Below are 25,451 nucleotides of genomic sequence, written 5' to 3'. Positions count from 1 at the left end.
GCGGCCTTCGCCGTGGTCGATCGCGCGGTTCCCCGCGCCCCTTCCGGGGCGCCTCCCCCCTCCTCCCCGATGCCGAGGTGTGCCATGCATGCGTCCAGCCCGAGCAGAAGAACCGTCCTGGCCGGGGCCGCGGCCGTCACCGCGCTCAGCGGTGTTCCTCTCCTGCCCGGGCGCGCGCACGCCGCCGGCGAGGCCTACCGCTGGCGCAACGTCGTCCAGGGCGGCACCGGGTTCATCACCGGCGTGCTGTTCCACCCCGCCGTGCGCGGCCTCGCCTACGCCCGGACCGACATCGGGGGCGCCTACCGCTGGGAGGACCGGACCGGCCGGTGGGTCCCGCTGACCGACCACATCGGCTGGGACGACTGGAACCTGCTGGGCGTGGAGGCCATGGCCGTCGACCCGGCCCACCCGGACCGGCTCTACCTCGCCCTCGGCACCTACGCCCAGCCCTGGGCCGGCAACGGGGCCGTGCTGCGCTCCGAGGACCGCGGAGCCACCTGGCGGCGCACCGACCTCACCGTGCAGCTCGGCGCCAACGAGGACGGGCGCGGCTGCGGCGAGCGGCTGCTCGTCGACCCGCGCGACAGCGACACCCTCTGGCTCGGCACCCGGCACGACGGGCTGCTCAGGTCGGGAGACCGCGGCGCCACGTGGCAAGCGGTGCACCTCCCCGTCACGCCGCGTCCCACCGGCCAGGGCATCACGCTCCTGGTCGCGGCGGGCCGTACCGTCTACGCCGGCTGGGGCGACTCCGACGGCACCGCCGCGAACCTCTACCGCACCGCCGGCAGAACCACCTGGGAGGCCGTCCCCGGGCAGCCCACGGGCACCGCCGCCAGGGTGCCGATCCGCGCCGCGTACGACCGGCACACCCGCGAGCTGTACGTGACGTACGCCGACGCCCCCGGACCCAACGGCCAGTCCGACGGCAGTGTGCACAAGCTCCGCACCACCAGCGGGACATGGACCGAGGTCACACCCGTCGAGCCCGGCGGGACCACCGGCGACGGCGGCACCGACTCCTTCGGCTACGGCGGGGTCGCCGTCGATGCCCGCCGGCCCGGCACGCTCGTCGTCTCCACCAACAACCGCTGGGCCGAGATCGACACCGTCTTCCGCTCCACCGACGGCGGCCGCAGCTGGACGTCCCTGAAAGACACGGCCGTCTTCGACGTCTCCGAGACGCCGTTCCTCAACTGGGGCGGCGACCAGCCCAAGTTCGGCTGGTGGATCCAGGCCCTCGCCCTCGACCCGTACGACTCGCGGCACGTCGTGTACGGCACGGGCGCCACCCTCTACGGCACCCGCGACCTCAGGCACTGGGCGCCGCGGATCCGCGGCCTGGAGGAGGCCTCCGTCCGCCAGCTGGTCTCGCCCCCGGCCGGCGAGGCGCACCTGCTCAGCGGGTCCGGGGACATCGGCGTGATGTACCACGAGCGCCTCACGGCCTCGCCCTCGCGCGGCATGGCGTCCAACCCGGTGTTCGGCACGTCGACCGGCCTGTCGCTGGCCGCGGCCGAGCCGTCGTACGTCGTCCGGGCGGGCTGGGGCGATCACGGCAACGGGGCCTGGTCGAACGACGGCGGCAAGACCTGGGCCCCCTTCGCGGCGCAGCCCGCCGTCGCCCGGAACGCCCCGGGGCCGATCGCCACCAACGCCGACGGCAGCGTGCTGCTGTGGTCCTTCGGCGCGGGCCACCCCGGCCACCGCTCGGCCGACAACGGCACCACCTGGACCGAGGTCGCCTCCTTCCCGAAGGGCGCCGTCCCGGTCGCGGACCCCGTCGACCCGGCCCGCTTCTACGCCTTCGACACCACCACCGGCACGGTGTTCGCCAGCACCGACGGCGGACTGACCTTCACCGCGGGGGCGACCGGCCTGGCCACGGGCGACGCCGAGTTCCAGTTGGCGGCCGCCCCGGGCCGGACCGGCGACCTGTGGCTCAGCCTGAAGGGGAACGGGCTGTGGCGCTCCACCGACGGCGGCGCGACCTGCACCAGGGTCGGCAGCTGCCGCGCCTCGCACACCCTGGGCTTCGGCAGGGCCGCCCGGGGCGCCGCCTACCCGGCGCTCTACCTGGTCGGCTCCACCGGCACGATCACCGCCGTGTACCGCTCCGACGACGAGGCGAAGACCTGGACGCGGATCAACGACGACCGGCACCAGTGGGGCTGGATCGGCGCCGCCGTCACGGGGGACCCGCGGGTCCACGGCCGGGTCTACCTCGCCACCAACGGGCGCGGCATCCAGTACGGGGACCCCGTCTGATGCCCGGCCTGAGCGACGCGACCCGGGGCCGTCTCCTCTTCGGCGGCGACTACAACCCGGAGCAGTGGCCCGAGGAGACCTGGCACGAGGACGTGCGGCTGATGAAGGCCGCGGGGGTCAACTCGGTCACCCTCGGCGTCTTCTCCTGGTCGGCGCTGGAACCGGAGCCGGGCGCACGGGAGTTCGCCTGGCTGGACACGCTGATGGACCTGATGCACGACCACGGCATCGGTGTCGTCCTCGCCACCCCGACCTCCTCGCCCCCGCCCTGGATGGGAAGGCTGCACCCCGACACCCTGCCCGTCACCGAGGACGGCCGCACCGAGTGGTGGGGCGGACGGCAGCACTTCTCGCACTCCAGCGCCACCTACCGGCGCTACGCCGCCGCCATCACCGAGGACCTGGCCGCCCGTTACGGCGGCCACCCGGCCCTGACCACGTGGCACATCAACAACGAGTACTGCACCTACGACTACGGCGACCAGGCCGCGGCCGCCTTCCGGCGCTGGCTGCGCGGGAAGTACCGCACGCTCGACGCCCTCAACGAGGCCTGGGGCACCGCCTTCTGGAGCCAGGGCTACGACACCTGGGACGGCATCCTGCCGCCCCGCCTGCCGCACTACCTGCGCAACCCCGGCCAGGTCCTGGACTTCCGGCGGTTCACCTCCGACCAGCTGCTGGAGTGCTTCACTGCCGAGCGGGACATCGTCCGCCGCCACACCCCGCACATCCCGGTCACCACCAACTTCATGCCGCTGTGGTCCGGGCAGGACGCGTGGCGCTGGGCCGGGGAGGAGGACGTGGTCTCCGTCGACCTCTACCCCGACCCGCGCGACCCGCTGGGCGCCCAGAGCGGGGCCCTGGTGCAGGACATGACCCGCTCCCAGGCGCGCGGTCCCTGGATGCTCATGGAACAGGCGGCCGGGCCGGTCAACTGGCGGGGCGTGAACCACCCCAAGCCCCGGGGCATGAACCGGCTGTGGTCGCTCCAGGCCGTGGCCCGGGGCGCCGACGCCGTCTGCTACTTCCAGTGGCGGCAGTCCCGGCAGGGCGCCGAGAAGTTCCACTCCGGCATGGTCAGCCACGCGGGGGAGGAGGGCCGGACGTACCAGGAGGTCAAGCAGCTCGGCGCCGACCTGGCGCGGATCGCCCCCGAGGTGAGCGGCCGGCACCTCACCGCGGACATCGCCGTCCTGCACGACTGGCACTCCTGGTGGGCCGGCGCCCACGACGGCCGGCTGTCCCGCCGGGTGGAGTACCCGGAGGTCCTGCGCGCCTGGCACGGGGCCCTGTGGCAGGCGCACCTCACCACCGACTTCGCCCACCCCGAGCATGATCTGACGCCGTACCCGCTGGTCGTCGTGCCCCAGCTGTACGCCCTCCCCGACACCGCGATCGGCAACCTCCTGGCGTACGTACGGCAGGGCGGCACCCTCGTCTGCGGTTTCCACACCGGCGTCGCCGACGAGGACGACCGGGTCCGCCCCGGCGGCATGGACGCCCGGCTGCGGGAGCTGTTCGGCATCCGCACGCTGCACGAGTGGTGGCCGCTGGACGAGGGGGAGACCGTCACCTGCGAGGGCTTCCGGGGCACCCTGTGGTCCGAGGAGCTGGAGGGCGACGGCACCGCCGAGGAGACCCTGCGCTACCGGGGCGGCGAGCTGGACGGACTGCCAGCCGTGCTGCGCAAGGGCCGGGCCTGGTACGTCTCCACCCTCCCGGAGCCCGCGGCGCTGCGCGACCTGCTGGCCCGCGTCGCGGCGGGCGCGGGCGTGCGGCCGGTGCTCGACGGGCTGCCCGAGCAGGTGGAGGCCGTGCGCCGGGGCGAGGTGCTGTTCGTGCTCAACCACGGCCGCGAGCCGGTCACCGTCGAGGTGCCCGGCACCCATCACGACCTGCTGACCGGGACCGACGTCACCGACCGGATCACCCTCGGGCGCCACGGAGCGGCGGTGCTCCGGCCATGACCGCCTCCGCCCCCGTCCACGGCACCTGGGAGCCGCACCCGGCCGACCGCTGGGAGGACGCCTTCCTCAGCGGCAACGGCCACCACGGCGCCCTTGTGTTCGGCGATCCGAACATCGAGCGGGTCGTCGTCACGCATCACACGCTGGTGCGGCCCAACGGCCGGGACGACCGGCCCCCGCAGCTCGCGGCCGGCCTCGCCGCCCTCCAGGACCGCCTGCTGGCCGGTGACACCAGTGCCGCCGAGAGCTTCACGGACGGCCGTCCGCTGCAGTGGGTGCAGCCCTTCCACCCCGCCTTCCAGGTCCGGCTGGCCCGGCCGCCCGGCGACCGCCCCGGCTACCGCCGGGACGTCGACTTCACCACCGGCGTGGTGAGCGCGGCCTGCGAGGGCTGGACCGGCCGGGTCTTCGTCTCCCGCGCCGACGACGTGATCGTCCACCATGTCACGGGCCCCGCCCTGACCCTCGACCTCGACCTGGACCACCGGCTCCCCGGCGCCCCCACCGGACTGGGCGTCGGCCACGGCGCCGTCCTCACCCCCGACGGCGCCCTGCTCAGCCTGCGCCTGCGCTACCCGGACAGCGACCGGGCCTGCACCGGCGTCACCCGGATCACCGTCACCGGGGGCACCACCACCCTGGTGCCCCCGGGCGTGCGGGTCGAGAACGCCCGGTCCGTGCTGATCCTCACCCGCGTCTTCCGGCACACCGGCGAACTCGACGTGGTCGCCGAGGGCCGTGCCCTGCGTGACCTGCCCGCCGACCCCGCCGAACTCCTCGACCGCCATGCCGCCCTGCACCGCACCGCCTACGCACGCGTCACCCTCGACCTGTGCGCCGACCCCGCCGAACGCGCCCTGCCCGGCTCCGAACTGCTCAAGCGGCCCCGCAGCACCGCCCTGCTGGAGCGCCTCTTCGCCGCCGGCCGCTACCACCTGCTCAGCGCGAGCGGCCTCTTCCCGCCCCGCCTGACCGGACTGTGGACCGGCGACTGGAACACCGCCTGGTCGGGCGCCTTCACCAACGACGCCAACCTCAACCTCCAGACCGCCTCGGCCGCGGCCGCCGCCCTGCCCGAGGTCACCGAGGCCCACGCGCGCCTGATCCGGCGCCTGCTGCCCGACTGGCGCGACAACGCCCGGGCCGTCTTCGGCACCCGGGGCGCCGTGGCCCCCGCCCACACCGACGGCGAGTCCGGCCACTCCTGCCACTTCAGCCGCGAGTACCCGCTGCACCTGTGGACGGCCGGAGCCGACTGGCTGCTCAAGCCGCTCGTCGACCACGACGACACCCGGGGCGCCCGCGACCCGCGCACCGCCGCCGCCCTCGCCGACGTCGCCCTCTTCTACGAGGACTTCCTCACCCGCACCGACGACGACGGCCACCTCGTCGTCGTCCCCTCCTACTCACCCGAGAACCGCCCCGCCAACGCCGGCTGGGGCACGATCAACGCCGCCATGGACCTCTTCGCGGCCCGCCACGCCCTGCGCACGGCGGCCGCCTACCACCCGGGCACCCCGGAAGCGGACCGCTGGAACGCCCTGGCCGACCGGCTCCCGCCCCACCGCGTCAACGCCGACGGCGCCCTGGCCGAATGGGCCTGGCCGAGCCTGCGGGACTCCTACGACCACCGCCACCTCAGCCACCTGTACGGCGTCTGGCCGCTCGACGAGATCACCCCCTACGACACCCCCGGGCTCGCGGCCGCCGCCCACCGCGCCCTGGAACTGCGCGGCGCCGAGAACGACTCCGCCCACGGCCATCTGCACCACGCCCTCGTCGCCGCCCGGCTCCGGGACGGCGACCGCGTCGCCCACGCCCTCGGCCGGGTCCTGGACGGCGACTTCTTCCACGCCTCGCTGATGAGCGCCCACTACCCCGGCCGCGACGTCTACAACGCCGACGCCGCGCACACCCTGCCCGCCGTGCTGATCGAGATGCTCGTGCAGTCCACCCCCGACCGGCTGGTGCTGCTCCCCGCGCTCCCGGCCGGCCTCCCCGCCGGCGCGCTGCGCGGCGTGCGCACCCGGTTCGGCGCCGAGGTGGACCTCACCTGGAGCGGGGACGGCACGGCCACCGCCGTGCTCCGGCCGGGCCGCGACGCCCGCGTCGACCTCAGGACTTCCACCGGCGGCGAGCCCCTCGACCTCGTCGCCGGAGAAGACCGCGTCCTCACCGTGAGAGCGCGGTGATCCCCCCGCAATTCCCCCCACCCATGGAAGGGACACCATGGCAACACGCACCCTGAGCAGGTTCACCAAGGCTCTGCTGGCCCCGGCCCTCGCGCTCGGCGCCACCGTCGGCCTCGCCTCCGCGCCCGCCTCCGCCGCCGTCTGGAACTCCTGCGACCAGTGGGGCAACACGAGCCTGAACGGCTACACGCTCTACAACAACATCTGGGGATCCGGCGCGGGCAGCCAGTGCGTCTGGGCCAACTCCGGCACCAACTGGGGCGTCTGGGCCGACCACCCCAACACCGGCGGCATCAAGTCCTACCCCAACGCCAAGAAGGTGATCAACAAGACGATCACCTCCCTGTCCTCGCTCAGCAGCACCTACAACGTCACCGTCCCGTCGTCCGGCGCGTACAACACGTCGTACGACATCTGGGACACCGACTACGACTACGAGATCATGCTCTGGGTCAACCACAACGGCGCCGTCGGACCGCTCGGCACCTCCCAGGGCAGCGTCACCCTCGGCGGCCACACCTGGAACGTCTACAAGGGCAACAACGGCGCCAACGAGGTCTTCTCGTTCCTGCGGACGTCCGACTCCAGCTCCGGCAGCGTCGACATCCTGCCGATCCTGAAGTGGATCAAGGACACCAAGAAGTGGATGGGCAACGAGACCATCGGCGACGTGCAGTTCGGCTACGAGATCACCTCGTCGGCCGGCGGTCTGAACTTCACCACCAACAACCTGACGGTCAGCGGCGGCTGACCGGCTGACCGGCACGGTGGGCCGGCCTGCCCGGGCGGGAGGCCGGCCCTTCGGCCCGCCCGCTCCGCGATCGGCGACGGGGCCCCGTCGCCGCGGGAACAGCGCGATCCGGCCCAGCGGGGCAGCCGGCGGGGGCCTACGGGCGGCTCGGCGCCGGTCCGGTGCTCGCCCGGACCGTCAGCTCGGGCGCGAGCAGCACGACCTCGTCGCTGCCGCGTCCCTCCAGCTTGGCGACCAGCTGTTCCACGGCGTGCCGGCCCATCTCCGGCGCGGGCAGGGCGACCGACGTGAGCCGCACCGAGGCCTGTGTCGCCACCTGGTCGGGGCAGATCGCGACCACCGACACGTCCTCCGGCACGGCCCGGCCCTGCTGCCGCAGCAGGGCCAGCAGCGGTTCGACGGCCGACTCGTTCTGCACGATCAGCCCCGAGGTGCCCGGGCGCTCGTCGAGGATCCGGGCCAGGGTGACCGCCACGGCGTCGTAGCCGCCCTCGCAGGGCCGGTGCAGCAGCCGCACGCCCAGCTCGCGCGCGCGTGAGCGCAGCCCGTCGAGGGTGCGCTCGGCGAAGCCCGTGTGCCGCTCGTAGACCGCGGGCGCCTCACCGATGACAGCGATGTCGTGGTGCCCCTGCTTGGCCAGGTGCTCCACGCACAGCGCGCCCGTCGCCCGGAAGTCCAGATCCACACAGGTCAGCCCGGCGGTCTCGGCGGGCAGCCCGATGAGCACGGACGGCTGGTCCGTCGCGCGCAGCAACGGCAGCCGCTCGTCGTCGAGTTCGACGTCCATCAGGATCATCCCGTCGGCGAGCCCGCTGCCCGCGACCCGGCGCACCGCGTCGGGCCCCTCCTCGCCGGTGAGCAGCAGCACGTCGTAGCCGTGCGTGCGCGCGGTGGTGGCCACCGCGATGGCGATCTCCATCATCACGGGCACGTACATGTCGGTGCGCAGCGGGACCATCAGCGCGATGATGTTGGACTTGCTGCTCGCCAGGGCGCGGGCTCCGGCGTTCGGGTGGTATCCCAGTTCGCGGATGCTCCGCTCGACCCGCTGCCGGGTGGTCGAGGAGATCGACCGCTTGCCGCTGAGGACGTAGCTCACCGTGCTCGCCGAGACTCCGGCGTGCTGGGCGACCTCGGCGAGGGTGACCATCCGGCTCTCCAACTTTTTTGTGAAGCGCTTCGACAGCGCGCTGTGCCTATAGGAACGGGTGAGGGTGGCTCGACACTAGCCCCAGCGCGGGTGGGTGTCCATAGCGTGTCGAAGCGCTTCGACTGGCAGGTCCGCCCCCTTCGGCCGAACGGCCGCGCGAGGACTGGTGGCAGCATCCGGTATCGGGTACCAACGATCCAGTAGGACCGGTCGGTAACGTACAGTCATCACCCATCCTAGATGCGGCGAGGTGCCCCTCATGTCCGCTTCCACCACCCCCTCTTCCCGTCCCGCCGTCACCGAGCGGGAGGCCCGCGAGGTGGCGGAGGCCGCCCGGGAACAGCACTGGCGCAAGCCCAGCTTCGCCAAGGAGCTGTTCCTCGGCCGCTTCCGGCTCGACCTCATCCACCCCCACCCCGTCCCCGAGGACGAGGCGACCCAGCGCGGCGAGGAGTTCCTCGCCAAGCTCCGCGACTTCGTCGAGACGAAGGTCGACCCGGCCCTCATCGAGCGCGAGGCCCGCATCCCCGACGAGGTGATCGACGGGCTGAAGGAGCTGGGCGCCTTCGGCATGAAGATCGGCACCCGGTACGGCGGTCTCGGCCTCACCCAGGTGTACTACAACAAGGCCCTCGCCCTGGCCGGCTCCGCCAGCCCGGCGATCGGCGTGCTGCTCTCCGCCCACCAGTCGATCGGCGTGCCCCAGCCCCTGAAGCTGTTCGGCACCGAGGAACAGCGCGAGCGCTTCCTGCCGCGCTGCGCCCGCACCGACATCAGCGCCTTCCTGCTCACCGAGCCCGACGTCGGCTCCGACCCGGCCCGCCTGGCCACCACGGCGGTGCCCGACGGCGACGACTACGTGCTGGACGGCGTGAAGCTGTGGACCACCAACGGCGTGGTCGCCGACCTGCTGGTCGTCATGGCCCGGGTGCCGAGGAGCGAGGGCCACCGCGGCGGCATCACCGCCTTCGTGGTGGAGACGAACTCGCCGGGCGTCACCGTCGAGAACCGCAACGCCTTCATGGGCCTGCGCGGCATCGAGAACGGCGTCACCCGCTTCCACCAGGTGCGCGTCCCCGCCGCCAACCGCGTCGGCGAGGAGGGCCAGGGCCTGAAGATCGCCCTGACCACCCTCAACACCGGGCGGCTGTCCCTGCCCGCCTCCTGCGTCGCGGCCGGCAAGTGGTGCCTGAAGATCGCCCGGGAGTGGTCGGCGGCCCGTGAGCAGTGGGGCAAGCCCGTCGCGCACCACGAGGCGGTCGGCTCCAAGATCTCCTTCATCGCGGCCACCACCTTCGCCCTGGAGGCCGTGACGGACCTCGCCTCGCAGATGGCCGACGAGAACCGCAACGACATCCGCATCGAAGGCGCCCTGGCCAAGCTGTACGCCTCCGAGATGGCCTGGACGATGGCCGACGAACTCGTCCAGATCCGCGGCGGCCGGGGCTTCGAGACGGCCGAGTCGCTCAGGGCCCGCGGCGAACGCGGCGTCCCGGCCGAGCAACTGCTGCGCGACCTGCGCATCAACCGCATCTTCGAGGGCTCGACCGAGATCATGCACCTGCTGATCGCACGCGAGGCCGTCGACGCCCACCTCTCCGTCGCCGGCGACCTCATCGACCCGGAGAAGTCCCTCGGCGACAAGGCGAAGGCCGGCGCGAACGCGGGCGCCTTCTACGCCAAGTGGCTCCCGAAGCTGGTCGTGGGCCCGGGCCGGCTCCCCACCTCCTACGCCGAGTTCAAGCACGAGGTCGACCTCTCCGGGCACCTGCGCTACGTCGAGCGCACCTCCCGCAAACTGGCCCGCTCCACCTTCTACGCCATGTCCCGCTGGCAGGGCCGCATGGAGTCCAAGCAGGGCTTCCTCGGCCGGATCGTCGACATCGGCGCCGAGCTGTTCGCCATGAGCGCGGCCTGCGTCCGGGCCGAGCACCTGCGCGTCCGCGGCGAGAACCGCCGCGAGGCCTACCAGCTCGCCGACGTCTTCTGCCGCCAGGCCCGCATCCGGATCGAGGAGCTCTTCACCCGCCTGTGGACCAACACCGACGACCTCGACCGCAAGGTCGTCCAAGGCGTGCTGTCCGGCACCTACGCATGGCTGGAGCAGGGCATCGTCGACCCGTCCGGCGACGGCCCCTGGATCGCCGACGCGACCCCGGGCCCGTCGCGGAAGGAGAACGTCCACCGGCCCGTCCGGTAGCCGGAACCCCCCTGGGGGCGCGAACCGGTGCGGCGCGCGCCCTCAGGATGGGGATGCCCTGTCCTCACGGACGGGCCTTGCGGCAACAATGGAGGGATGAGCGACAGTCCAGCCCCCCTCGCCGACCCGCACCTCGTCTACGACCCGGTAGCGGGCGACGGCCCGAAGGACGTGGTGATCCTCGGCTCCACCGGGTCCATCGGCACCCAGGCCATCGACCTCGTGCTGCGCAACCCCGACCGCTTCCGGGTCACCGGCCTCTCGGCCAACGGCGGCCGGGTCGCCCTCCTCGCCGAGCAGGCGCACCGGCTCCGCGTGCGCACCGTCGCCGTGGCCCGGGAGGACGTCGTACCGGCCCTGCGCGAGGCGCTCACCGCGCAGTACGGCACCGGCGAGCCGCTCCCCGAGATCCTCACCGGCCCGGACGCGGCCACACAGCTCGCCGCCTCCGACTGCCACACCGTCCTCAACGGCATCACCGGCTCCATCGGACTCGCCCCGACCCTCGCCGCCCTGGAGGCCGGCCGCACCCTCGCGCTCGCCAACAAGGAGTCGCTCATCGTCGGCGGCCCCCTGGTCAAGGCCCTGGCCAAGCCCGGCCAGATCATCCCGGTCGACTCCGAGCACGCCGCCCTCTTCCAGGCCCTGGCCGCCGGCACCCGCGCCGACGTCCGCAGACTCGTCGTCACCGCCTCCGGCGGCCCCTTCCGCGGCCGCACGAAGGCCGAGCTGGCCGCCGTCACCGTCGAGGACGCCCTGGCCCACCCCACCTGGGCCATGGGCCCGGTCATCACGATCAACTCCGCGACCCTCGTCAACAAGGGCCTGGAGGTCATCGAGGCGCACCTGCTCTACGACATTCCCTTCGACCGCATTGAGGTCGTCGTGCATCCCCAGTCGTATGTCCACTCGATGGTTGAGTTCACGGATGGATCGACACTGGCCCAGGCGACCCCGCCCGACATGCGCGGGCCCATCGCCATCGGCCTCGGCTGGCCCGAGCGCGTCCCCGACGCCGCCCCCGCCTTCGACTGGAGCAAGGCCTCGACCTGGGAGTTCTTCCCGCTCGACAACGAGGCCTTCCCCTCGGTGAACCTCGCCCGGCACGTCGGCGAACTCGCGGGCACCGCCCCGGCGGTGTTCAATGCGGCCAACGAGGAGTGCGTGGAGGCGTTCCGCCGGGGCGCGCTGCCGTTCAACGGGATCATGGACACCGTCACCCGGGTCGTCGAGGAGCACGGCACCCCGCGTACGGGAACCTCGCTCACCGTGTCGGACGTCCTCGAAGCGGAGACCTGGGCGCGCACGCGGGCCCGGGAACTGGCGGCACAGACGGCGGAGGCCCGTGCATGACGACCCTGATGTTCATCCTCGGCATAGTCCTCTTCGCGGTCGGCCTGCTGTTCTCGATCGCGTGGCACGAGCTGGGGCACCTGTCCACCGCCAAGCTCTTCGGCATCCGCGTGCCGCAGTACATGGTCGGCTTCGGCCCGACGATCTTCTCGCGCAAGAGGGGCGAGACCGAGTACGGCATCAAGGCCATCCCGTTCGGCGGCTACATCCGCATGATCGGGATGTTCCCGCCCGGCCCGGACGGCCGCCTGGAGTCCCGCTCCACCTCCCCGTGGCGCGGCATGATCGAGGACGCCCGCTCCGCCGCCTACGAGGAGCTGCGGCCGGGCGACGAGAAGCGGATGTTCTACACGCGCGCCCCCTGGAAGCGCGTGATCGTGATGTTCGCCGGCCCCTTCATGAACCTGATCCTCGCGGTGGCGCTCTTCCTCACCGTCCTGATGGGCTTCGGCATCACGCAGCAGACCACCTCGGTCAGCTCGGTCTCCCAGTGCGTCATCGCCCAGAGCGAGAACCGCGACAAGTGCGAGAAGGGCGACCCGGCCTCCCCGGCCGCGGCGGCGGGCCTCAAGGCGGGCGACAAGATCGTCTCCTTCGACGGCACCCGCACCGACGACTGGAACGAGCTGTCCGACCTGATCCGCGCCAACCCCGGCAAGGAGGTGCCGATCGTCGTCGAGCGGGGCGGCCAGGAGGTCACCCTGCACGCGAAGATCGCCACGAACCAGGTCGCCAAGAAGGACTCCGGCGGCCAGATCGTCGAGGGCCAGTACGTCCAGGCCGGCTTCCTCGGCTTCAGCGCCGCCACCGGCGTGGTCAAACAGGACTTCGGCGACTCCGTGACCTGGATGGGCGACCGGATCGGCGAGGCCGTCGACTCCCTGGCCGCCCTGCCGGGCAAGATCCCCGCCCTGTGGAACGCGGCCTTCGACGGCGCCGAACGCGAGGCCGACTCACCCATGGGCGTGGTCGGCGCGGCCCGCGTCGGCGGGGAGATCTTCACCCTCGACATCCCGCCCACCCAGCAGCTGGCCATGGCCCTGATGCTGGTCGCCGGCTTCAACCTCTCCCTGTTCCTGTTCAACATGCTCCCGCTGCTGCCGCTCGACGGCGGCCACATCGCGGGCGCCCTGTGGGAGTCGCTGCGCCGCAACACGGCCAAGCTGCTGCGCCGGCCCGACCCGGGCCCCTTCGACGTGGCGAAGCTCATGCCGGTCGCCTACGTGGTCGCGGGCATCTTCATCTGCTTCACGATCCTGGTCCTGATCGCCGACGTGGTGAACCCGGTGAGAATCTCCTAGCCATACGGAGTTCGCGGCGGCCCGGCAGGCTTTCCGCCGGGCCGCCTTCCATCGGGTGGCACCGCGGGTGGGATGTGCCCGCGCCCGCGCCTGTGCCGTAATCTCGAAGCTCGGAGCCCGCTGCTCACGGGACCGGACCTTGATCCACGACTTGGGGTTGCACAGCAGATGACTGCGATTTCTCTCGGCATGCCGTCCGTTCCGACCAAGCTCGCCGAGCGCCGGAAGAGCCGCCAGATCCAGGTCGGGTCCGTGGCGGTCGGCGGAGACGCCCCCGTCTCGGTCCAGTCGATGACCACCACGCGCACGTCCGACATCGGCGCGACGCTCCAGCAGATCGCCGAACTGACCGCCTCCGGCTGCCAGATCGTCCGCGTCGCCTGCCCGACCCAGGACGACGCCGACGCCCTGTCGACCATCGCCCGCAAGTCGCAGATCCCGGTCATCGCCGACATCCACTTCCAGCCGAAGTACGTCTTCGCCGCGATCGAGGCCGGCTGCGCGGCCGTCCGCGTCAACCCCGGCAACATCAAGCAGTTCGACGACAAGGTCAAGGAGATCGCCAAGGCCGCCCGCGACCACGGCACCCCGATCCGCATCGGCGTCAACGCCGGCTCCCTCGACCGCCGCCTGCTGCAGAAGTACGGCAAGGCCACCCCCGAGGCGCTCGTCGAGTCGGCCCTGTGGGAGGCGTCCCTCTTCGAGGAGCACGACTTCCGCGACATCAAGATCTCCGTCAAGCACAACGACCCGGTCATCATGATCGAGGCGTACAAGCAGCTCGCCGAGCAGTGCGACTACCCGCTCCACCTCGGCGTCACGGAGGCCGGCCCCGCCTTCCAGGGCACCATCAAGTCGGCGGTCGCCTTCGGCGCCCTGCTCTCCCAGGGCATCGGCGACACGATCCGGGTCTCCCTGAGCGCGCCCCCCGCCGAGGAGGTCAAGGTCGGCATCCAGATCCTGGAGTCGCTGAACCTGCGCCAGCGCGGCCTGGAGATCGTCTCCTGCCCCTCCTGCGGCCGCGCCCAGGTCGACGTCTACAAGCTGGCCGAAGAGGTCACCGCCGGCCTGACCGGCATGGACGTCCCGCTGCGCGTCGCCGTCATGGGCTGCGTCGTCAACGGCCCCGGCGAGGCCCGCGAGGCCGACCTCGGCGTCGCCTCCGGCAACGGCAAGGGCCAGATCTTCGTCAAGGGCGAGGTCATCAAGACCGTCCCCGAGTCCAAGATCGTGGAGACCCTCATCGAGGAGGCCATGAAGCTGGCCGAGCAGATGGAGAAGGACGGCGTGGCCTCCGGCGAACCGTCGGTCGCGGTCGCGGGCTGAGCCCTTTCCCGCCGCCGGCGGGGCGCGGACTCCCGCCGGGCGGGGCTGTGACCGCCGTGCGGCCCCGCCGGGCTTCCGGGGCCACCCCGCAACCGCAGCCCGCCGGCGGACCGTCCCTCCCGGGCTCCACAGCGCCCCGCCCCGGCACCGCGGCTATAGTGCGGAGACCAGCCGACCCCAGTGTGTGAGGCCCCGCACGTGTTGACGCAGACCACCTCACGGGTCCTCGAACCGAGCGACCTGGACGCCGCGCTCGCCGTCCTCGACCGCGAGCCGGTCACGAACGCCTTCGTGACGTCCCGGGTGCAGATCGCCGGACTCGACCCGTGGCGGCTCGGCGGCGAGATGTGGGGCTGGTACGAGGACGGCATCCTCACCTCCCTGTGCTACGCGGGCGCCAACCTCGTCCCGATCTGCGCCGGACCGCGTGCCGTCCGCGCCTTCGCCGAGCGCGCCCGCCGCTCCGGCCGCCGCTGCTCCTCCATCGTCGGCCCGTCCGGCCCCACCTCCGACCTGTGGCGGCTCCTGGAGCCCCACTGGGGCCCGGCCCGCGAGGTCCGCCGCCACCAGCCGCTCATGGTCACCGACCGGCTGCCGGACGACGTCACCCCGGACCCCTACGTCCGCCGCGTGCGCAAGGACGAGCTGGAGACGATCCTGCCGGCGTGCGTGGCGATGTTCACCGAGGAGGTCGGCGTCTCGCCGCTGGCCGGCGACGGCGGCCTGCTCTACCAGGCCCGGGTCGCCGAACTCGTCGGCTCCGGCCGCGCCTTCGCCCGCTTCGACGCTCACGGCAAGGTCGCCTTCAAGGCCGAGATCGGCGCCGCGACGGACCGCGCCTGCCAGATCCAGGGCGTGTGGGTGGCCCCGGAGTACCGGGGGACCGGCCTGGCGGCCCCCGGCATGGCGGCCGTCCTGCGCTACGCCCTGGCCGACGTGGCCCCCGTCGTCAGCCTCTACGTCAACGACTTCAACACGGCGGCCAGGAGGACGTACCAGCGCGTGGGCTTCCAGGAGGTCGGCGCCTTCATGAGCGTTCTGTTCTGAAGCGCCCGGACGACGACCGGAACGCCCCTGTAGGCTCCCCGCCATGGACCTGGTGATCGGCCCCCTCGACCTCTCCGCCCACGTAGACGAGGCCCTGGCCGTCCAAGCCGTCGCCTTCGGCCTCGGCCCGGACGAAGTCGCCGTCCGCCGCCAGATCGTCCTGCGCCACATGACCTACCCCGGCGCCCGCGCCCTCGGCGCGACCGTGGGCGGACGCCTCATCGGCTTCGTCTACGGCATGCCCAACGACCGCACCCACTGGTGGTCCACCGTCGTGGAGCCCTACCTGCGCGCCCAGCACCACGAGCACTGGCTCGACGACTCCTTCGTGATCACCGAGCTGCACGTGCACCCCGGCCACCAGAACCGCGGCATCGGCCGCTCCCTGATCACCGAGATCACCGACGGCGCCGCCGAACCCCGCTCGATCCTCTCCGCCATCGACACCGACAGCCCCGCCCGCGCCCTCTACCGCTCCCTCGGCTACCGGGACCTGGCCCGCCAGGTGCTCTTCCCGAGCGCGCCGAAGCCGTACGCCGTGATGGGCGCCCCGCTGCCGCTGCTGCGCCGCTAACCGATTTCCGCCGCCCCCTGCCGCCCGGCTAACCTCCTGCCATCACCTACACGCAGCAGGAGCAGACGAACCATGGCGAACGCACCGGTCCAGCGCATGTCCCAGTTGTTGGCGAAGACGTTGCGCGACGACCCGGCCGACGCCGAGGTCCTCAGCCACAAGCTCCTCGTCCGCGCCGGCTACGTCCGCCGCACCGCCGCCGGCATCTGGAGCTGGCTCCCCCTGGGCAAGAAGGTCCTCGCCAACGTGGAGCGCATCGTGCGCGAGGAGATGGACGCCATCGGCGCCCAGGAGGTCTCCCTGCCCGCCCTGCTGCCGCGCGAGCCCTACGAGGCGACCGGCCGCTGGAACGAGTACGGCGCGGAGCTGTTCCGGCTGCAGGACCGCAAGGGCGGCGACTACCTCCTCGGCCCCACCCACGAGGAGATCTTCACGCTGCTGGTGAAGGACCAGGCGTCCTCCTACAAGGACCTGCCCGTGATCCTCTACCAGATCCAGAACAAGTTCCGTGACGAGGCCCGGCCCCGCGCGGGCATCCTGCGCGGCCGCGAGTTCCTGATGAAGGACTCCTACTCCTTCGACACCGAGGACGAGGGCCTCGCCCGGTCCTACGCCCTGCACCGCGAGGCGTACCAGCGCGTCTTCGAGCGGCTGGGCCTGGACTACCGCATCTGCGCCGCCACCGCCGGCGCGATGGGCGGCTCCAAGTCCGAGGAGTTCCTCGCCCCGGCCGAGGCCGGCGAGGACACCTTCGCCGACTGCCCCAACTGCGACTTCGCCGCCAACACCGAGGCGATCACGTACGAGCTGAAGCCCGTCGACGCCACGGACGTCCCGGCCGCCGAGGACATCCCCACCCCGGACACCCCGACCATCGAGACCCTCGCCGCCTCCCTCGGCGTCCCGGCCTCGGCCACGCTGAAGAACCTCCTCGTGAAGGTCGACGGCGAGATCGTCGCCGTCGGCGTCCCCGGCGACCGCGAGGTCGACCTGGACAAGGTCGAGGCGCACTTCGCCCCGGCCACCGTCGAGCTGGTCACCGAGTCGGACTTCGCGGCCCGCCCCGACCTGGTCCGCGGCTACGTCGGACCGCAGGGACTGGACAAGGTCACCTACATCGCCGACCCGCGCGTCGCCCCGGGCACCTCCTGGATCACCGGCGCGAACAAGCCGGGCACGCACACCAGGAACGTCGTCGCGGGCCGCGACTTCGAGGTCGACCAGTACGTCGACGTCGTCGTCGTGCAGGAGGGCGACCCCTGCCCGAAGTGCGGCACGGGCCTGGTCCTGGACCGCGCCATCGAGATCGGTCACATCTTCCAGCTGGGCCGCAAGTACGCCGACGCCCTCAAGCTCGACGTCCTCGGCCAGAACGGCAAGCCGGTCCGCGTCACCATGGGCTCCTACGGCATCGGCGTCTCCCGCGCGGTCGCCGCCCTCGCCGAGCAGAGCGCCGACGACAAGGGCCTGTGCTGGCCCAAGGAGGTCGCCCCGGCCGACGTCCACGTGGTCGCCGCCGGCAAGGCCCTGCAGACCGAACTGGCCCTCGACATCTCCCAGAAGCTGGCCGCGGCCGGTGTCCGCGTCCTGGTCGACGACCGCGCCGGCGTCTCCCCGGGCGTGAAGTTCACGGACTCCGAGCTGATCGGCGTCCCGCAGATCCTGGTGGCGGGCCGCCGCGCCGCCGAGGGCGTGGTGGAGCTGAAGGACCGCCGCACCGGCGAACGCGAGGAACTGACGGTCGAGGAGGCCGTCGCCCGCCTCACGGCATAAGGGCCCGGCGCGGGCACGGGTGAGCGCTCCGCACGGCCGGGGCGCTCACAGCCAGCCCGCGAACTCCAGCAGCAGCTCGGCGTCCCGGGGCCGCCCCACCCGCCCCGCCCGCACACCCGACTCCACGGCCCGGAACAGGGTCCAGCCGCGCAGCCGCTCCTGGTCCACGTCCAGCGACTCGGCCAGCCGCTTGATCCGGCGCCGGGTCGTCGCCGCGCCGGACGGCTGGGCGATCAGGTCCTCCACCCGGTCACGGATCAGCCGGGCCAGGTCGAACGCGCACTCGCCGACCACCGGGTCCGGCCCCACGGCCAGCCACGGCATCCGCTCCCCGGCAAGCACCTTGCTCTGCCGGAACGTGCCGTGCAGCAGCCGGTGTTCGGGCGGATCGGCCAGCAGTTCCGCGCGCGCCGCGAGCGCCAGGTCCACCAGCGGGGCCACCTCGGGATCGGCCCCGGCCCGCGCCCGCATCGCCTCGGCCTGACGCCCGGTCCGCTCGGCCACCGTCTCGAAGGGGAAACCGGCGGGCGGCTCCACCCACAGCCGCCGCAGCGTCCCCGCCGCCTCCAGCAGCGCCTTCGCCTCCGGCAGGGACCGCACCGACACGTCCGGGTGCAGCCGCTCCAGCAGCAGCACCCCGTCCGCGGACGAGGGCTCCAGCAGCTGCACGGCACCCCGCCCGGCCCAGTGCGCCAGCGCGGCCCGCTCCGCCTCCGGCCGCGACCGCTGCGGCACCAGCTTGAGCACGGCCGGGGACCCGTCGGCCCTGCGCACCAGCACGACCAGACTGCTGCGCCCGCCGGGCACCTGCACCCGCTCCACGGTCAACTCGCGCAGCGCGACGGCCCGCTGTGCCGCCTCGGGCAGCTTCTCCAGCCAGTCGTCACCGTCCGGGGCCGTCTCACCGAGCGCCCTGACCAGGCGCTGCGGCGGTTCGAAAACCATGCGCGAGTCGTTCCCTTCGTGCTCGTGGCGGTGCGTGCCCCGCGCGGGTCACGCCGTCGGCGCCGCCGAGGGCGGGGCCGTGCCCGCCCGCTCGGCGAGCCCAGGGAAGGCTACGCTCTCCCCGCGCCAGCGCACCGCCCGCACCGCCGCCTCCCGCAGCGCCTCGGCGGCCAGGGCCCGCCGCTCGCCGCCCGCGGCCCGCACCAGGTCGGAGTAGACCCCGGCCACCCGGTCCTCCAGCTCGGCGGCGAGCCGCGCGGCGGCCGCCGCGTCCGGCACCGCGAAGGGCAGCGCGTACCCGGCGGCCGCCGCCACCGGCCGGCCGCCCAGGTCCTTCACCTCGCGCACCAGCGCGTCCCGGCGCGCCCGGTGCGCGTCGTACGCCGTGCGCGCCTCGGCGCGCTTGCCGTCGCCGATCCTGCCGCCGACGACTCCGTAGCCGTAGACCGCCGCGTGCTCGGCCGCCAGGGCCGCCTGCAGGGCCCGCAGTTCCCGGTCCTTCGCCTCGCTCACGCGTCGCCCTCCGTCAGCAGGTACACGTGCGCCGCCCCGGCCGCCGCCACCGACGCCAGCAGCCGCGCCAGCTCGCCGGGCGCCCCGAGCAGCTCCTCGGACCGCCGGTCGGCCAGCTCGCGCTCCGCGGCGGCGAGCCCGGCCAGGGCCTCCTTGTCGTCGCCCGGCACGGCGGCCGGCGCCGAGGGGGAAGCGGAGGGGGAGGACGGGCCGGACCCCGGACCGGACGCCGAGGGCGATGCTTTTCGGCCACCTCCGAACGCCCGCACGTGCCGTACGACGTCCTCCCGCAGCGGTCCCAGACGGCCCGCCAGCGCCGGCCGGGCCGCGATCACCGCGTCGTACCGCCCCAGGAGCTCCTCGCTGTCCCGGGCCGCACGCGCGCGTGCCCGGCGCTCGACCGCCGAGGGACCGTCGCCCGCGTCCGCGGACCCCTCCGGGCCGGCGGTGCAGCCCGCCAGGGCGAGGGCCGCGGGCCCGACCGCGAGCAGACTCCTTCTGCGCGGCCCCGACCGGGCGCGCGGCGATGAGGGGAACGGCACGTCAGACGTCCTCGGGGGCTCGTGGTGGGAAACATGCGAGAGGGAGGGGACCGCAAGGGCTGCCCGCCCGTGATCACGGTACCCGGGCCCTCGCCCGGGACCGCTCAGCGGCACCGTTCGTGACCGGGTGGACGGCAACACTCCCTGCGACCGGATACCCTTTGACCAGACACGCGACCCATCCCACAACAGCACACGCGGCCGAGGAGTCACCCGGATGAGCACCACCCAGAGCGAGAGGCTGCGGGAACTGCTGGAACCGCTCGTCGCCTCCCAGGGCCTGGATCTCGAAGAGATCGAAGTGGACTCCGTCGGCCGCAAGCGTGTGCTGCGCGTCGTCGTCGACTCGGACACCGGTGCGGACCTGGACCAGATCGCCGATGTGAGCCGCGCGCTCTCGGCGAAGCTCGACGAGACGGACGCGATGGGCGAGGGGGAGTACACCCTCGAGGTCGGCACCCCGGGCGCGGAGCGCCTCCTCACGGAACACCGGCACTACGTCCGGGCCACGGACCGGCTGGTGAAGTTCCAGCTGGCCGAGGGCGGCGAGCTGGTCGCCAGGATCCTGAAGGTCGACGACGACGGCGTCGACACCGAGGTGCCCGGGGTCAAGGGCCGCAAGGCCACCGCGCGCAGACTCGCCTTCGACGACATCGTCCGGGCACGCGTCCAGGTCGAGTTCAGCCGCAAGGACAACAAGAAGGAAGAGGAGGCGTAGCCGTGGACATCGACATGAGTGCCCTGCGGGGCTTGGTGCGGGAGAAGGAGATCTCCTTCGACCTGCTGGTCGAGGCGATCGAGTCGGCCCTCCTCATCGCCTACCACCGCACCGAGGGAAGCCGCCGCCACGCGCGCGTGGAGCTGAACCGGGAGACCGGCCATGTGACCGTGTGGGCGAAGGAGGACCCCGACGACCTCGAGGACGGCCAGGAGCCCCGCGAGTTCGACGACACCCCGTCCGGATTCGGCCGGATCGCCGCCACCACGGCCAAGCAGGTCATCCTGCAGCGCCTGCGCGACGCCGAGGACGACGCGACGCTCGGCGAGTACGCCGGCCGTGAGGGCGACATCGTCACCGGTGTGGTCCAGCAGGGCCGCGACCCGAAGAACGTGCTGGTGGACATCGGCAAGCTGGAGGCCATCCTGCCCGTGCAGGAGCAGGTGCCCGGCGAGACCTACCCGCACGGCATGCGGCTGCGGTCGTACGTCGTCCGGGTGGCCAAGGGCGTCCGCGGGCCGTCCGTGACGCTGTCGCGCACGCACCCCAATCTGGTGAAGAAGCTGTTCGCCCTGGAGGTGCCGGAGATCGCCGACGGATCCGTGGAGATCGCCGCGATCGCCCGTGAGGCCGGTCACCGCACCAAGATCGCCGTACGGTCCACCCGGTCCGGTCTCAACGCCAAGGGCGCCTGCATCGGCCCCATGGGCGGCCGGGTGCGCAACGTGATGGGCGAGCTGAACGGTGAGAAGATCGACATCGTCGACTGGTCGGACGACCCGGCCGAGATGGTCGGCAACGCGCTCTCCCCGGCCCGTGTCTCCAAGGTCGAGATCGTCGACATGGCGACCCGGTCCGCCCGGGTGACCGTGCCGGACTACCAGCTGTCCCTGGCCATCGGCAAGGAGGGGCAGAACGCCCGCCTGGCGGCCCGGCTGACCGGCTGGCGGATCGACATCCGCCCGGACACGGAGCCGGCCGCGGAGTAGGCCGCGAGCGGGCAGCGGAGCAGGCCGGCCGGTTCGGCCGAAGATCGACGCTGGATCCACGCCCCGTCCGGGGAATGGATCCAAGCCGTGAGCCGTTCACATCACGACAGGTTCACGCGCTGCATTCGTTCGAATGCTGCCCCGCAGGGGTGAGGCGCGTACGGGGAGGTAGACTTAACTGTGTCTGGCCGGACACGCGACCGAGCATGCCCCGAGCGCACCTGCGTGGGGTGCCGGGAGCGAGCGGCCAAGGCTGAACTGCTGCGGATCGTGGCGATCGAGGACGCGTGCGTCCCTGATCCACGCGGTACGCTGCCCGGCCGGGGTGCGTACGTACACCCCGCCCAGGTCTGTCTGGACCAGGCGGTACGCCGCCGGGCGTTTCCGAGGGCACTGCGCGTCCCCGGAGCGCTCGACACAAAGGCGTTGCGCCGATACGTCGAGCAGACAACAGTTGCCGAGCAGGCAACACCGTAAGAACGTGCCGCACGGAACCCCGTGTGGTCTAGGTACCTCGCGAGTCGAAAGCAGGTCGAGATTGCGATGAGCACTCGATGAGTACGCGATGAGTACGCCCATGAACTAGCGACGGTCCGGACGCAACCCGGACCTCAAAGGAGCGAAGTGGCTAAGGTCCGGGTCTACGAACTCGCCAAGGAGTTCGGTGTCGAGAGCAAGGTCGTCATGGCCAAGCTCCAGGAACTCGGTGAATTCGTCCGTTCGGCGTCTTCGACCATCGAAGCGCCCGTTGTACGCAAGCTGACGGACGCCCTCCAGCAGGGCAACGGAGGCGGCAAGTCCGCCCCCGCACGCAAGGCTGCCCCGGCGAAGCCGGCAGCCCCCTCCCCGGCGCAGGCCGCCCGTCCGGCCGCCCCGCGCCCGCCGGCCCCCAAGCCGGCCGCCGCCGAGAAGCCCGCGGCTCCCGCCGCGCCGGCCACTCCCGGCCCCCGTCCCACCCCGGGCCCGAAGCCCGCGCCGCGGCCCGCCCCGGCGTCCCCGGCTCCGACCACGCCCGAGTTCACGGCGCCGCCGGCGGCTCCCGCCGAGCCCTCCCAGGGCTCCGGTCCGCGTCCGGGCGCCCCGCGTCCGGCCGGCCAGGCGCCGCGTCCGGGTGCTCCCCGTCCGGGCGGTCCCGGCCAGGGCGGCCAGGGCCGTGGTGACCGCGGCGACCGTCCCGGCGCTCCGCGTCCGGGTGGCGGCGCCCCGCGTCCCGGCGCCCGTCCGGCGGGTCCCCGTCCGGGCAACAACCCGTTCACCTCTGGTGGCTCCACCGGCATGGCGCGCCCGCAGGCGCCCCGTCCGGGCGGCGCCCCGCGTCCGGGCGGCCCCGGTGCCCCCGGCGGTGCCCCGCGCCCGCAGGGCCAGGGCCAGGGCGGTCCCCGTCCCCAGGGCGCGGCGGGCGGTCCCCGTCCGCAGGCTCCGGGCGGCGCGCGTCCCACGCCGGGCGGCATGCCCCGTCCGCAGGGCGGCGGTCCGCGTCCCGGCGGCGGCCCCGGTGGCCCGCGTCCGAACCCCGGCATGATGCCGCAGCGTCCGGCTGCCGGCCCGCGTCCCGGTGGCGGTGGCCCCGGCGGCCGCGGTCCCGGTGGCGGCGGTCGTCCGGGTGGCGGCGGCGGTCGTCCCGGTGGCGGCGGCTTCGCCGGCCGTCCCGGTGGTGGCGGCGGCTTCGCCGGCCGTCCGGGCGGTCCCGGTGGCGGCGGTGGCGGTTTCGCCGGTCGTCCCGGTGGTCCCGGTGGCGGCGGTGGCCGTCCCGGCTTCGGTGGTCGTCCCGGTGGTCCGGGTGGCCGCGGTGGCACGCAGGGCGCCTTCGGCCGTCCCGGTGGTCCCGCGCGCCGTGGCCGCAAGTCGAAGCGGCAGAGGCGCCAGGAGTACGAGGCCATGCAGGCCCCGTCGGTCGGCGGCGTGATGCTGCCTCGCGGCAACGGCGAGACCGTTCGCCTGTCGCGCGGTGCGTCCCTCACCGACTTCGCGGAGAAGATCAACGCCAACCCGGCGTCGCTCGTCGCGGTCATGATGAACCTCGGCGAGATGGTCACGGCCACGCAGTCCGTCTCCGACGAGACGCTCCAGCTCCTCGCCGACGAGATGAACTACACGGTTCAGATCGTCAGCCCGGAGGAGGAGGACCGCGAGCTGCTCGAGTCCTTCGACATCGAGTTCGGCGAGGACGAGGGCGACGAGGAGGACCTGGTGGTCCGCCCGCCGGTCGTCACCGTCATGGGTCACGTCGACCACGGTAAGACCCGGCTCCTCGACGCCATCCGCAAGACGAACGTCATCGCGGGCGAGGCCGGCGGCATCACCCAGCACATCGGTGCCTACCAGGTCGCGACCGAGGTCAACGACGAAGAGCGCAAGATCACCTTCATCGACACCCCGGGTCACGAGGCGTTCACCGCCATGCGTGCCCGTGGTGCCCGGTCGACCGACATCGCGATCCTGGTCGTCGCGGCCAACGACGGCGTCATGCCGCAGACGGTCGAGGCGCTCAACCACGCCAAGGCGGCCGAGGTGCCGATCGTCGTCGCGGTCAACAAGATCGACGTCGAGGGCGCCGACCCGACCAAGGTGCGCGGCCAGCTCACCGAGTACGGGCTGGTGGCCGAGGAGTACGGCGGCGACACCATGTTCGTCGACATCTCCGCCAAGCAGGGTCTGCACATCGACTCCCTGCTGGAGGCCGTGATCCTCACGGCCGACGCCTCGCTCGACCTGCGGGCCAACCCGCACCAGGACGCGCAGGGCATCGCGATCGAGTCCCGTCTCGACCGCGGCCGCGGTGCCGTGTCGACGGTCCTCGTCCAGCGCGGCACGCTGCGGGTCGGCGACACCATGGTGGTCGGCGACGCGTACGGCCGGGTCCGGGCGATGCACGACGACAACGGCAACCTCGTCACCGAGGCGGGCCCGTCGACGCCGGTCCAGGTCCTGGGCCTGACCAACGTCCCGGGCGCGGGCGACAACTTCCTCGTCGTCGACGAGGACCGTACCGCCCGCCAGATCGCGGAGAAGCGCGCCGCCCGCGAGCGGAACGCCGCGTTCGCCAAGCGCACGCGCCGCGTGTCGCTGGAGGACCTGGACAAGGTGCTGAAGGCCGGCGAGGTCCAGCAGCTGAACCTGATCATCAAGGGCGACGCGTCCGGATCGGTCGAGGCTCTGGAGTCCTCCCTGCTGCAGCTGGACGTCGGCGAAGAGGTCGACATCCGCGTCCTGCACCGCGGCGTCGGTGCGGTCACGGAGTCCGACATCGACCTGGCCATGGGCTCCGACGCCATCGTCATCGGCTTCAACGTGCGCGCCGCCGGGCGTGCGCAGCAGATGGCCGAGCGCGAAGGCGTGGACGTCCGGTACTACTCGGTCATCTACCAGGCGATCGAGGAGATCGAGGCGGCCCTCAAGGGCATGCTCAAGCCGGAGTACGAAGAGGTCGAGCTCGGCACGGCGGAGATCCGCGAGGTCTTCAAGTCGTCCAAGCTGGGCAACATCGCGGGTGTTCTCATCCGCTCCGGCGAGGTCAGGCGCAACACCAAGGCCCGCCTCATCCGCGACGGCAAGGTGGTCGCGGAGAACCTCAACATCGAGGGCCTGCGTCGCTTCAAGGACGACGTCACCGAGATCCGCGAAGGGTTCGAGGGCGGTATCAACCTCGGCAACTTCAACGACATCAAGGTCGACGACGTCATCGCGACGTACGAGATGCGCGAGAAGCCGCGGGTGTGACACCCACGGCTCCCCGGCCGGGGGGGGGGGGGGGGGGGGGGGGGGGGGGGGGGGGGGGGGGGGGGGGGGGGGGGGGCGCGGGGGGGGGCGCGCGCGCGCGGGCCCCGCCCGGGCCCCCG

Annotated in this window: 19 protein-coding genes; 15 read left to right on the top strand and 4 right to left on the bottom strand. The window is 72.9% G+C overall.

Going from position 1 to position 25,451, the window contains the following annotated elements; genetic code table 11:
- Nucleotides 1-84: 84 nt before the first annotated feature.
- From ACIGAN_RS35150 to ACIGAN_RS35135, 4 genes are read left to right on the top strand one after another with little or no spacing between them, the layout of a single operon-like run.
- Nucleotides 85-2,271: a 1,4-beta-glucanase gene (locus ACIGAN_RS35150; RefSeq protein WP_399863576.1), complete on the top strand. Its 2,187-nt coding sequence runs from the start codon at nt 85-87 to the stop codon at nt 2,269-2,271.
- Entirely contained in the window at nt 2,271-4,238 is a 1,968-nt protein-coding gene (locus ACIGAN_RS35145) for a beta-galactosidase (RefSeq protein ID WP_399863574.1), read from the top strand. Before ACIGAN_RS35150 ends, ACIGAN_RS35145 begins: the two co-directional genes overlap by 1 nt.
- Nucleotides 4,235-6,430, top strand: coding sequence for a glycosyl hydrolase family 95 catalytic domain-containing protein (locus ACIGAN_RS35140; protein ID WP_399863572.1), 2,196 nt, complete (start codon nt 4,235-4,237; stop codon nt 6,428-6,430). Before ACIGAN_RS35145 ends, ACIGAN_RS35140 begins: the two co-directional genes overlap by 4 nt.
- 37 nt (nt 6,431-6,467) lie before the next feature.
- On the top strand, nt 6,468-7,181 hold the full coding sequence (locus tag ACIGAN_RS35135) for a glycoside hydrolase family 12 protein (protein WP_365739214.1): 714 nt from the start codon (nt 6,468-6,470) through the stop codon (nt 7,179-7,181).
- Nucleotides 7,182-7,317: 136 nt separating this feature from the next.
- Here the strand turns inward: ACIGAN_RS35135 and ACIGAN_RS35130 are convergent, their stop codons facing one another.
- Nucleotides 7,318-8,331 (bottom strand): LacI family DNA-binding transcriptional regulator, encoded by a 1,014-nt coding sequence (locus ACIGAN_RS35130; RefSeq protein WP_365739212.1) that lies wholly within the window; start codon nt 8,329-8,331, stop codon nt 7,318-7,320.
- 259 nt (nt 8,332-8,590) lie between these two features.
- On the opposite strand from ACIGAN_RS35130, the gene ACIGAN_RS35125 reads away from it, so the two are divergent.
- From ACIGAN_RS35125 to ACIGAN_RS35095, 7 genes are all read left to right on the top strand, one after another.
- Entirely contained in the window at nt 8,591-10,531 is a 1,941-nt protein-coding gene (locus tag ACIGAN_RS35125) for an acyl-CoA dehydrogenase family protein (protein ID WP_399863569.1), read from the top strand.
- A gap of 96 nt (nt 10,532-10,627) precedes the next feature.
- Nucleotides 10,628-11,884, top strand: coding sequence for a 1-deoxy-D-xylulose-5-phosphate reductoisomerase (gene dxr, locus ACIGAN_RS35120; protein WP_399863566.1), 1,257 nt, complete (start codon nt 10,628-10,630; stop codon nt 11,882-11,884).
- An 8-nt stretch (nt 11,885-11,892) separates the two neighbouring features.
- Entirely contained in the window at nt 11,893-13,185 is a 1,293-nt protein-coding gene (locus tag ACIGAN_RS35115) for a M50 family metallopeptidase (RefSeq protein WP_365099138.1), read from the top strand.
- Nucleotides 13,186-13,353: 168 nt separating this feature from the next.
- Entirely contained in the window at nt 13,354-14,511 is a 1,158-nt protein-coding gene (ispG, locus tag ACIGAN_RS35110; RefSeq protein ID WP_365099124.1) for a flavodoxin-dependent (E)-4-hydroxy-3-methylbut-2-enyl-diphosphate synthase, read from the top strand.
- 198 nt (nt 14,512-14,709) lie between these two features.
- Nucleotides 14,710-15,558: a GNAT family N-acetyltransferase gene (locus ACIGAN_RS35105; protein ID WP_399863563.1), complete on the top strand. Its 849-nt coding sequence runs from the start codon at nt 14,710-14,712 to the stop codon at nt 15,556-15,558.
- Nucleotides 15,559-15,601: 43 nt separating this feature from the next.
- On the top strand, nt 15,602-16,132 hold the full coding sequence (locus ACIGAN_RS35100) for a GNAT family N-acetyltransferase (protein ID WP_399863561.1): 531 nt from the start codon (nt 15,602-15,604) through the stop codon (nt 16,130-16,132).
- A gap of 72 nt (nt 16,133-16,204) precedes the next feature.
- Nucleotides 16,205-17,905, top strand: a complete 1,701-nt coding sequence (locus ACIGAN_RS35095; RefSeq protein ID WP_365739205.1) for a proline--tRNA ligase — start codon at nt 16,205-16,207, stop codon at nt 17,903-17,905.
- A gap of 45 nt (nt 17,906-17,950) precedes the next feature.
- On the opposite strand, the gene ACIGAN_RS35090 is transcribed toward ACIGAN_RS35095, so the two are convergent.
- The 3 genes from ACIGAN_RS35090 to ACIGAN_RS35080 are packed head-to-tail and all read right to left on the bottom strand — an operon-like array spanning nt 17,951 to nt 19,905.
- Complete coding sequence (locus tag ACIGAN_RS35090; RefSeq protein WP_399863558.1) at nt 17,951-18,850, bottom strand: aminoglycoside phosphotransferase family protein; 900 nt, start codon at nt 18,848-18,850, stop codon at nt 17,951-17,953.
- Nucleotides 18,851-18,898: 48 nt separating this feature from the next.
- Entirely contained in the window at nt 18,899-19,363 is a 465-nt protein-coding gene (locus ACIGAN_RS35085) for a ferritin-like domain-containing protein (protein ID WP_365099119.1), read from the bottom strand.
- A complete protein-coding gene (locus tag ACIGAN_RS35080; protein WP_399863555.1) occupies nt 19,360-19,905 on the bottom strand; it encodes a hypothetical protein in 546 nt (181 codons plus the stop codon). Before ACIGAN_RS35080 ends, ACIGAN_RS35085 begins: the two co-directional genes overlap by 4 nt.
- Before the next feature lie 217 nt (nt 19,906-20,122).
- On the opposite strand from ACIGAN_RS35080, the gene rimP reads away from it, so the two are divergent.
- From rimP to infB, 4 genes are all read left to right on the top strand, one after another.
- Nucleotides 20,123-20,623 carry a ribosome maturation factor RimP gene (gene rimP / locus ACIGAN_RS35075; protein WP_365099117.1) on the top strand — a complete coding sequence of 167 codons (501 nt, stop codon included), beginning with the start codon at nt 20,123-20,125 and terminating at the stop codon, nt 20,621-20,623.
- A gap of 2 nt (nt 20,624-20,625) precedes the next feature.
- Complete coding sequence (gene nusA / locus ACIGAN_RS35070) at nt 20,626-21,612, top strand: transcription termination factor NusA (protein ID WP_399863553.1); 987 nt, start codon at nt 20,626-20,628, stop codon at nt 21,610-21,612.
- A gap of 180 nt (nt 21,613-21,792) precedes the next feature.
- Nucleotides 21,793-22,089, top strand: coding sequence for a YlxR family protein (locus ACIGAN_RS35065; protein WP_365099115.1), 297 nt, complete (start codon nt 21,793-21,795; stop codon nt 22,087-22,089).
- 147 nt (nt 22,090-22,236) lie between these two features.
- Nucleotides 22,237-25,332, top strand: coding sequence for a translation initiation factor IF-2 (infB, locus tag ACIGAN_RS35060; RefSeq protein WP_399863550.1), 3,096 nt, complete (start codon nt 22,237-22,239; stop codon nt 25,330-25,332).
- Nucleotides 25,333-25,451 lie beyond the last annotated feature (119 nt).

Origin of the sequence: Streptomyces sp. NPDC085931, assembly GCF_044540565.1 — a bacterium.
Taxonomy (GTDB): Bacteria; Actinomycetota; Actinomycetes; order Streptomycetales; family Streptomycetaceae; genus Streptomyces.
This window is presented reverse-complemented; position numbering and strand designations above follow the sequence as displayed.

What these genes read in the sequence shown, in the direction of transcription:
- ACIGAN_RS35150 (WP_399863576.1), top strand. Translation starts at nt 85, where the DNA reads ATGCATGCGTCCAGCCCGAGCAGAAGAACCGTCCTGGCCGGGGCCGCG.
- ACIGAN_RS35145 (WP_399863574.1), top strand. Translation starts at nt 2,271, where the DNA reads ATGCCCGGCCTGAGCGACGCGACCCGGGGCCGTCTCCTCTTCGGCGGC.
- ACIGAN_RS35140 (WP_399863572.1), top strand. Translation starts at nt 4,235, where the DNA reads ATGACCGCCTCCGCCCCCGTCCACGGCACCTGGGAGCCGCACCCGGCC.
- ACIGAN_RS35135 (WP_365739214.1), top strand. Translation starts at nt 6,468, where the DNA reads ATGGCAACACGCACCCTGAGCAGGTTCACCAAGGCTCTGCTGGCCCCG.
- ACIGAN_RS35130 (WP_365739212.1), bottom strand. Translation starts at nt 8,331, where the DNA reads ATGGTCACCCTCGCCGAGGTCGCCCAGCACGCCGGAGTCTCGGCGAGC.
- ACIGAN_RS35125 (WP_399863569.1), top strand. Translation starts at nt 8,591, where the DNA reads ATGTCCGCTTCCACCACCCCCTCTTCCCGTCCCGCCGTCACCGAGCGG.
- dxr (WP_399863566.1), top strand. Translation starts at nt 10,628, where the DNA reads ATGAGCGACAGTCCAGCCCCCCTCGCCGACCCGCACCTCGTCTACGAC.
- ACIGAN_RS35115 (WP_365099138.1), top strand. Translation starts at nt 11,893, where the DNA reads ATGTTCATCCTCGGCATAGTCCTCTTCGCGGTCGGCCTGCTGTTCTCG.
- ispG (WP_365099124.1), top strand. Translation starts at nt 13,354, where the DNA reads ATGACTGCGATTTCTCTCGGCATGCCGTCCGTTCCGACCAAGCTCGCC.
- ACIGAN_RS35100 (WP_399863561.1), top strand. Translation starts at nt 15,602, where the DNA reads ATGGACCTGGTGATCGGCCCCCTCGACCTCTCCGCCCACGTAGACGAG.
- ACIGAN_RS35095 (WP_365739205.1), top strand. Translation starts at nt 16,205, where the DNA reads ATGGCGAACGCACCGGTCCAGCGCATGTCCCAGTTGTTGGCGAAGACG.
- ACIGAN_RS35090 (WP_399863558.1), bottom strand. Translation starts at nt 18,850, where the DNA reads ATGGTTTTCGAACCGCCGCAGCGCCTGGTCAGGGCGCTCGGTGAGACG.
- rimP (WP_365099117.1), top strand. Translation starts at nt 20,123, where the DNA reads ATGAGCACCACCCAGAGCGAGAGGCTGCGGGAACTGCTGGAACCGCTC.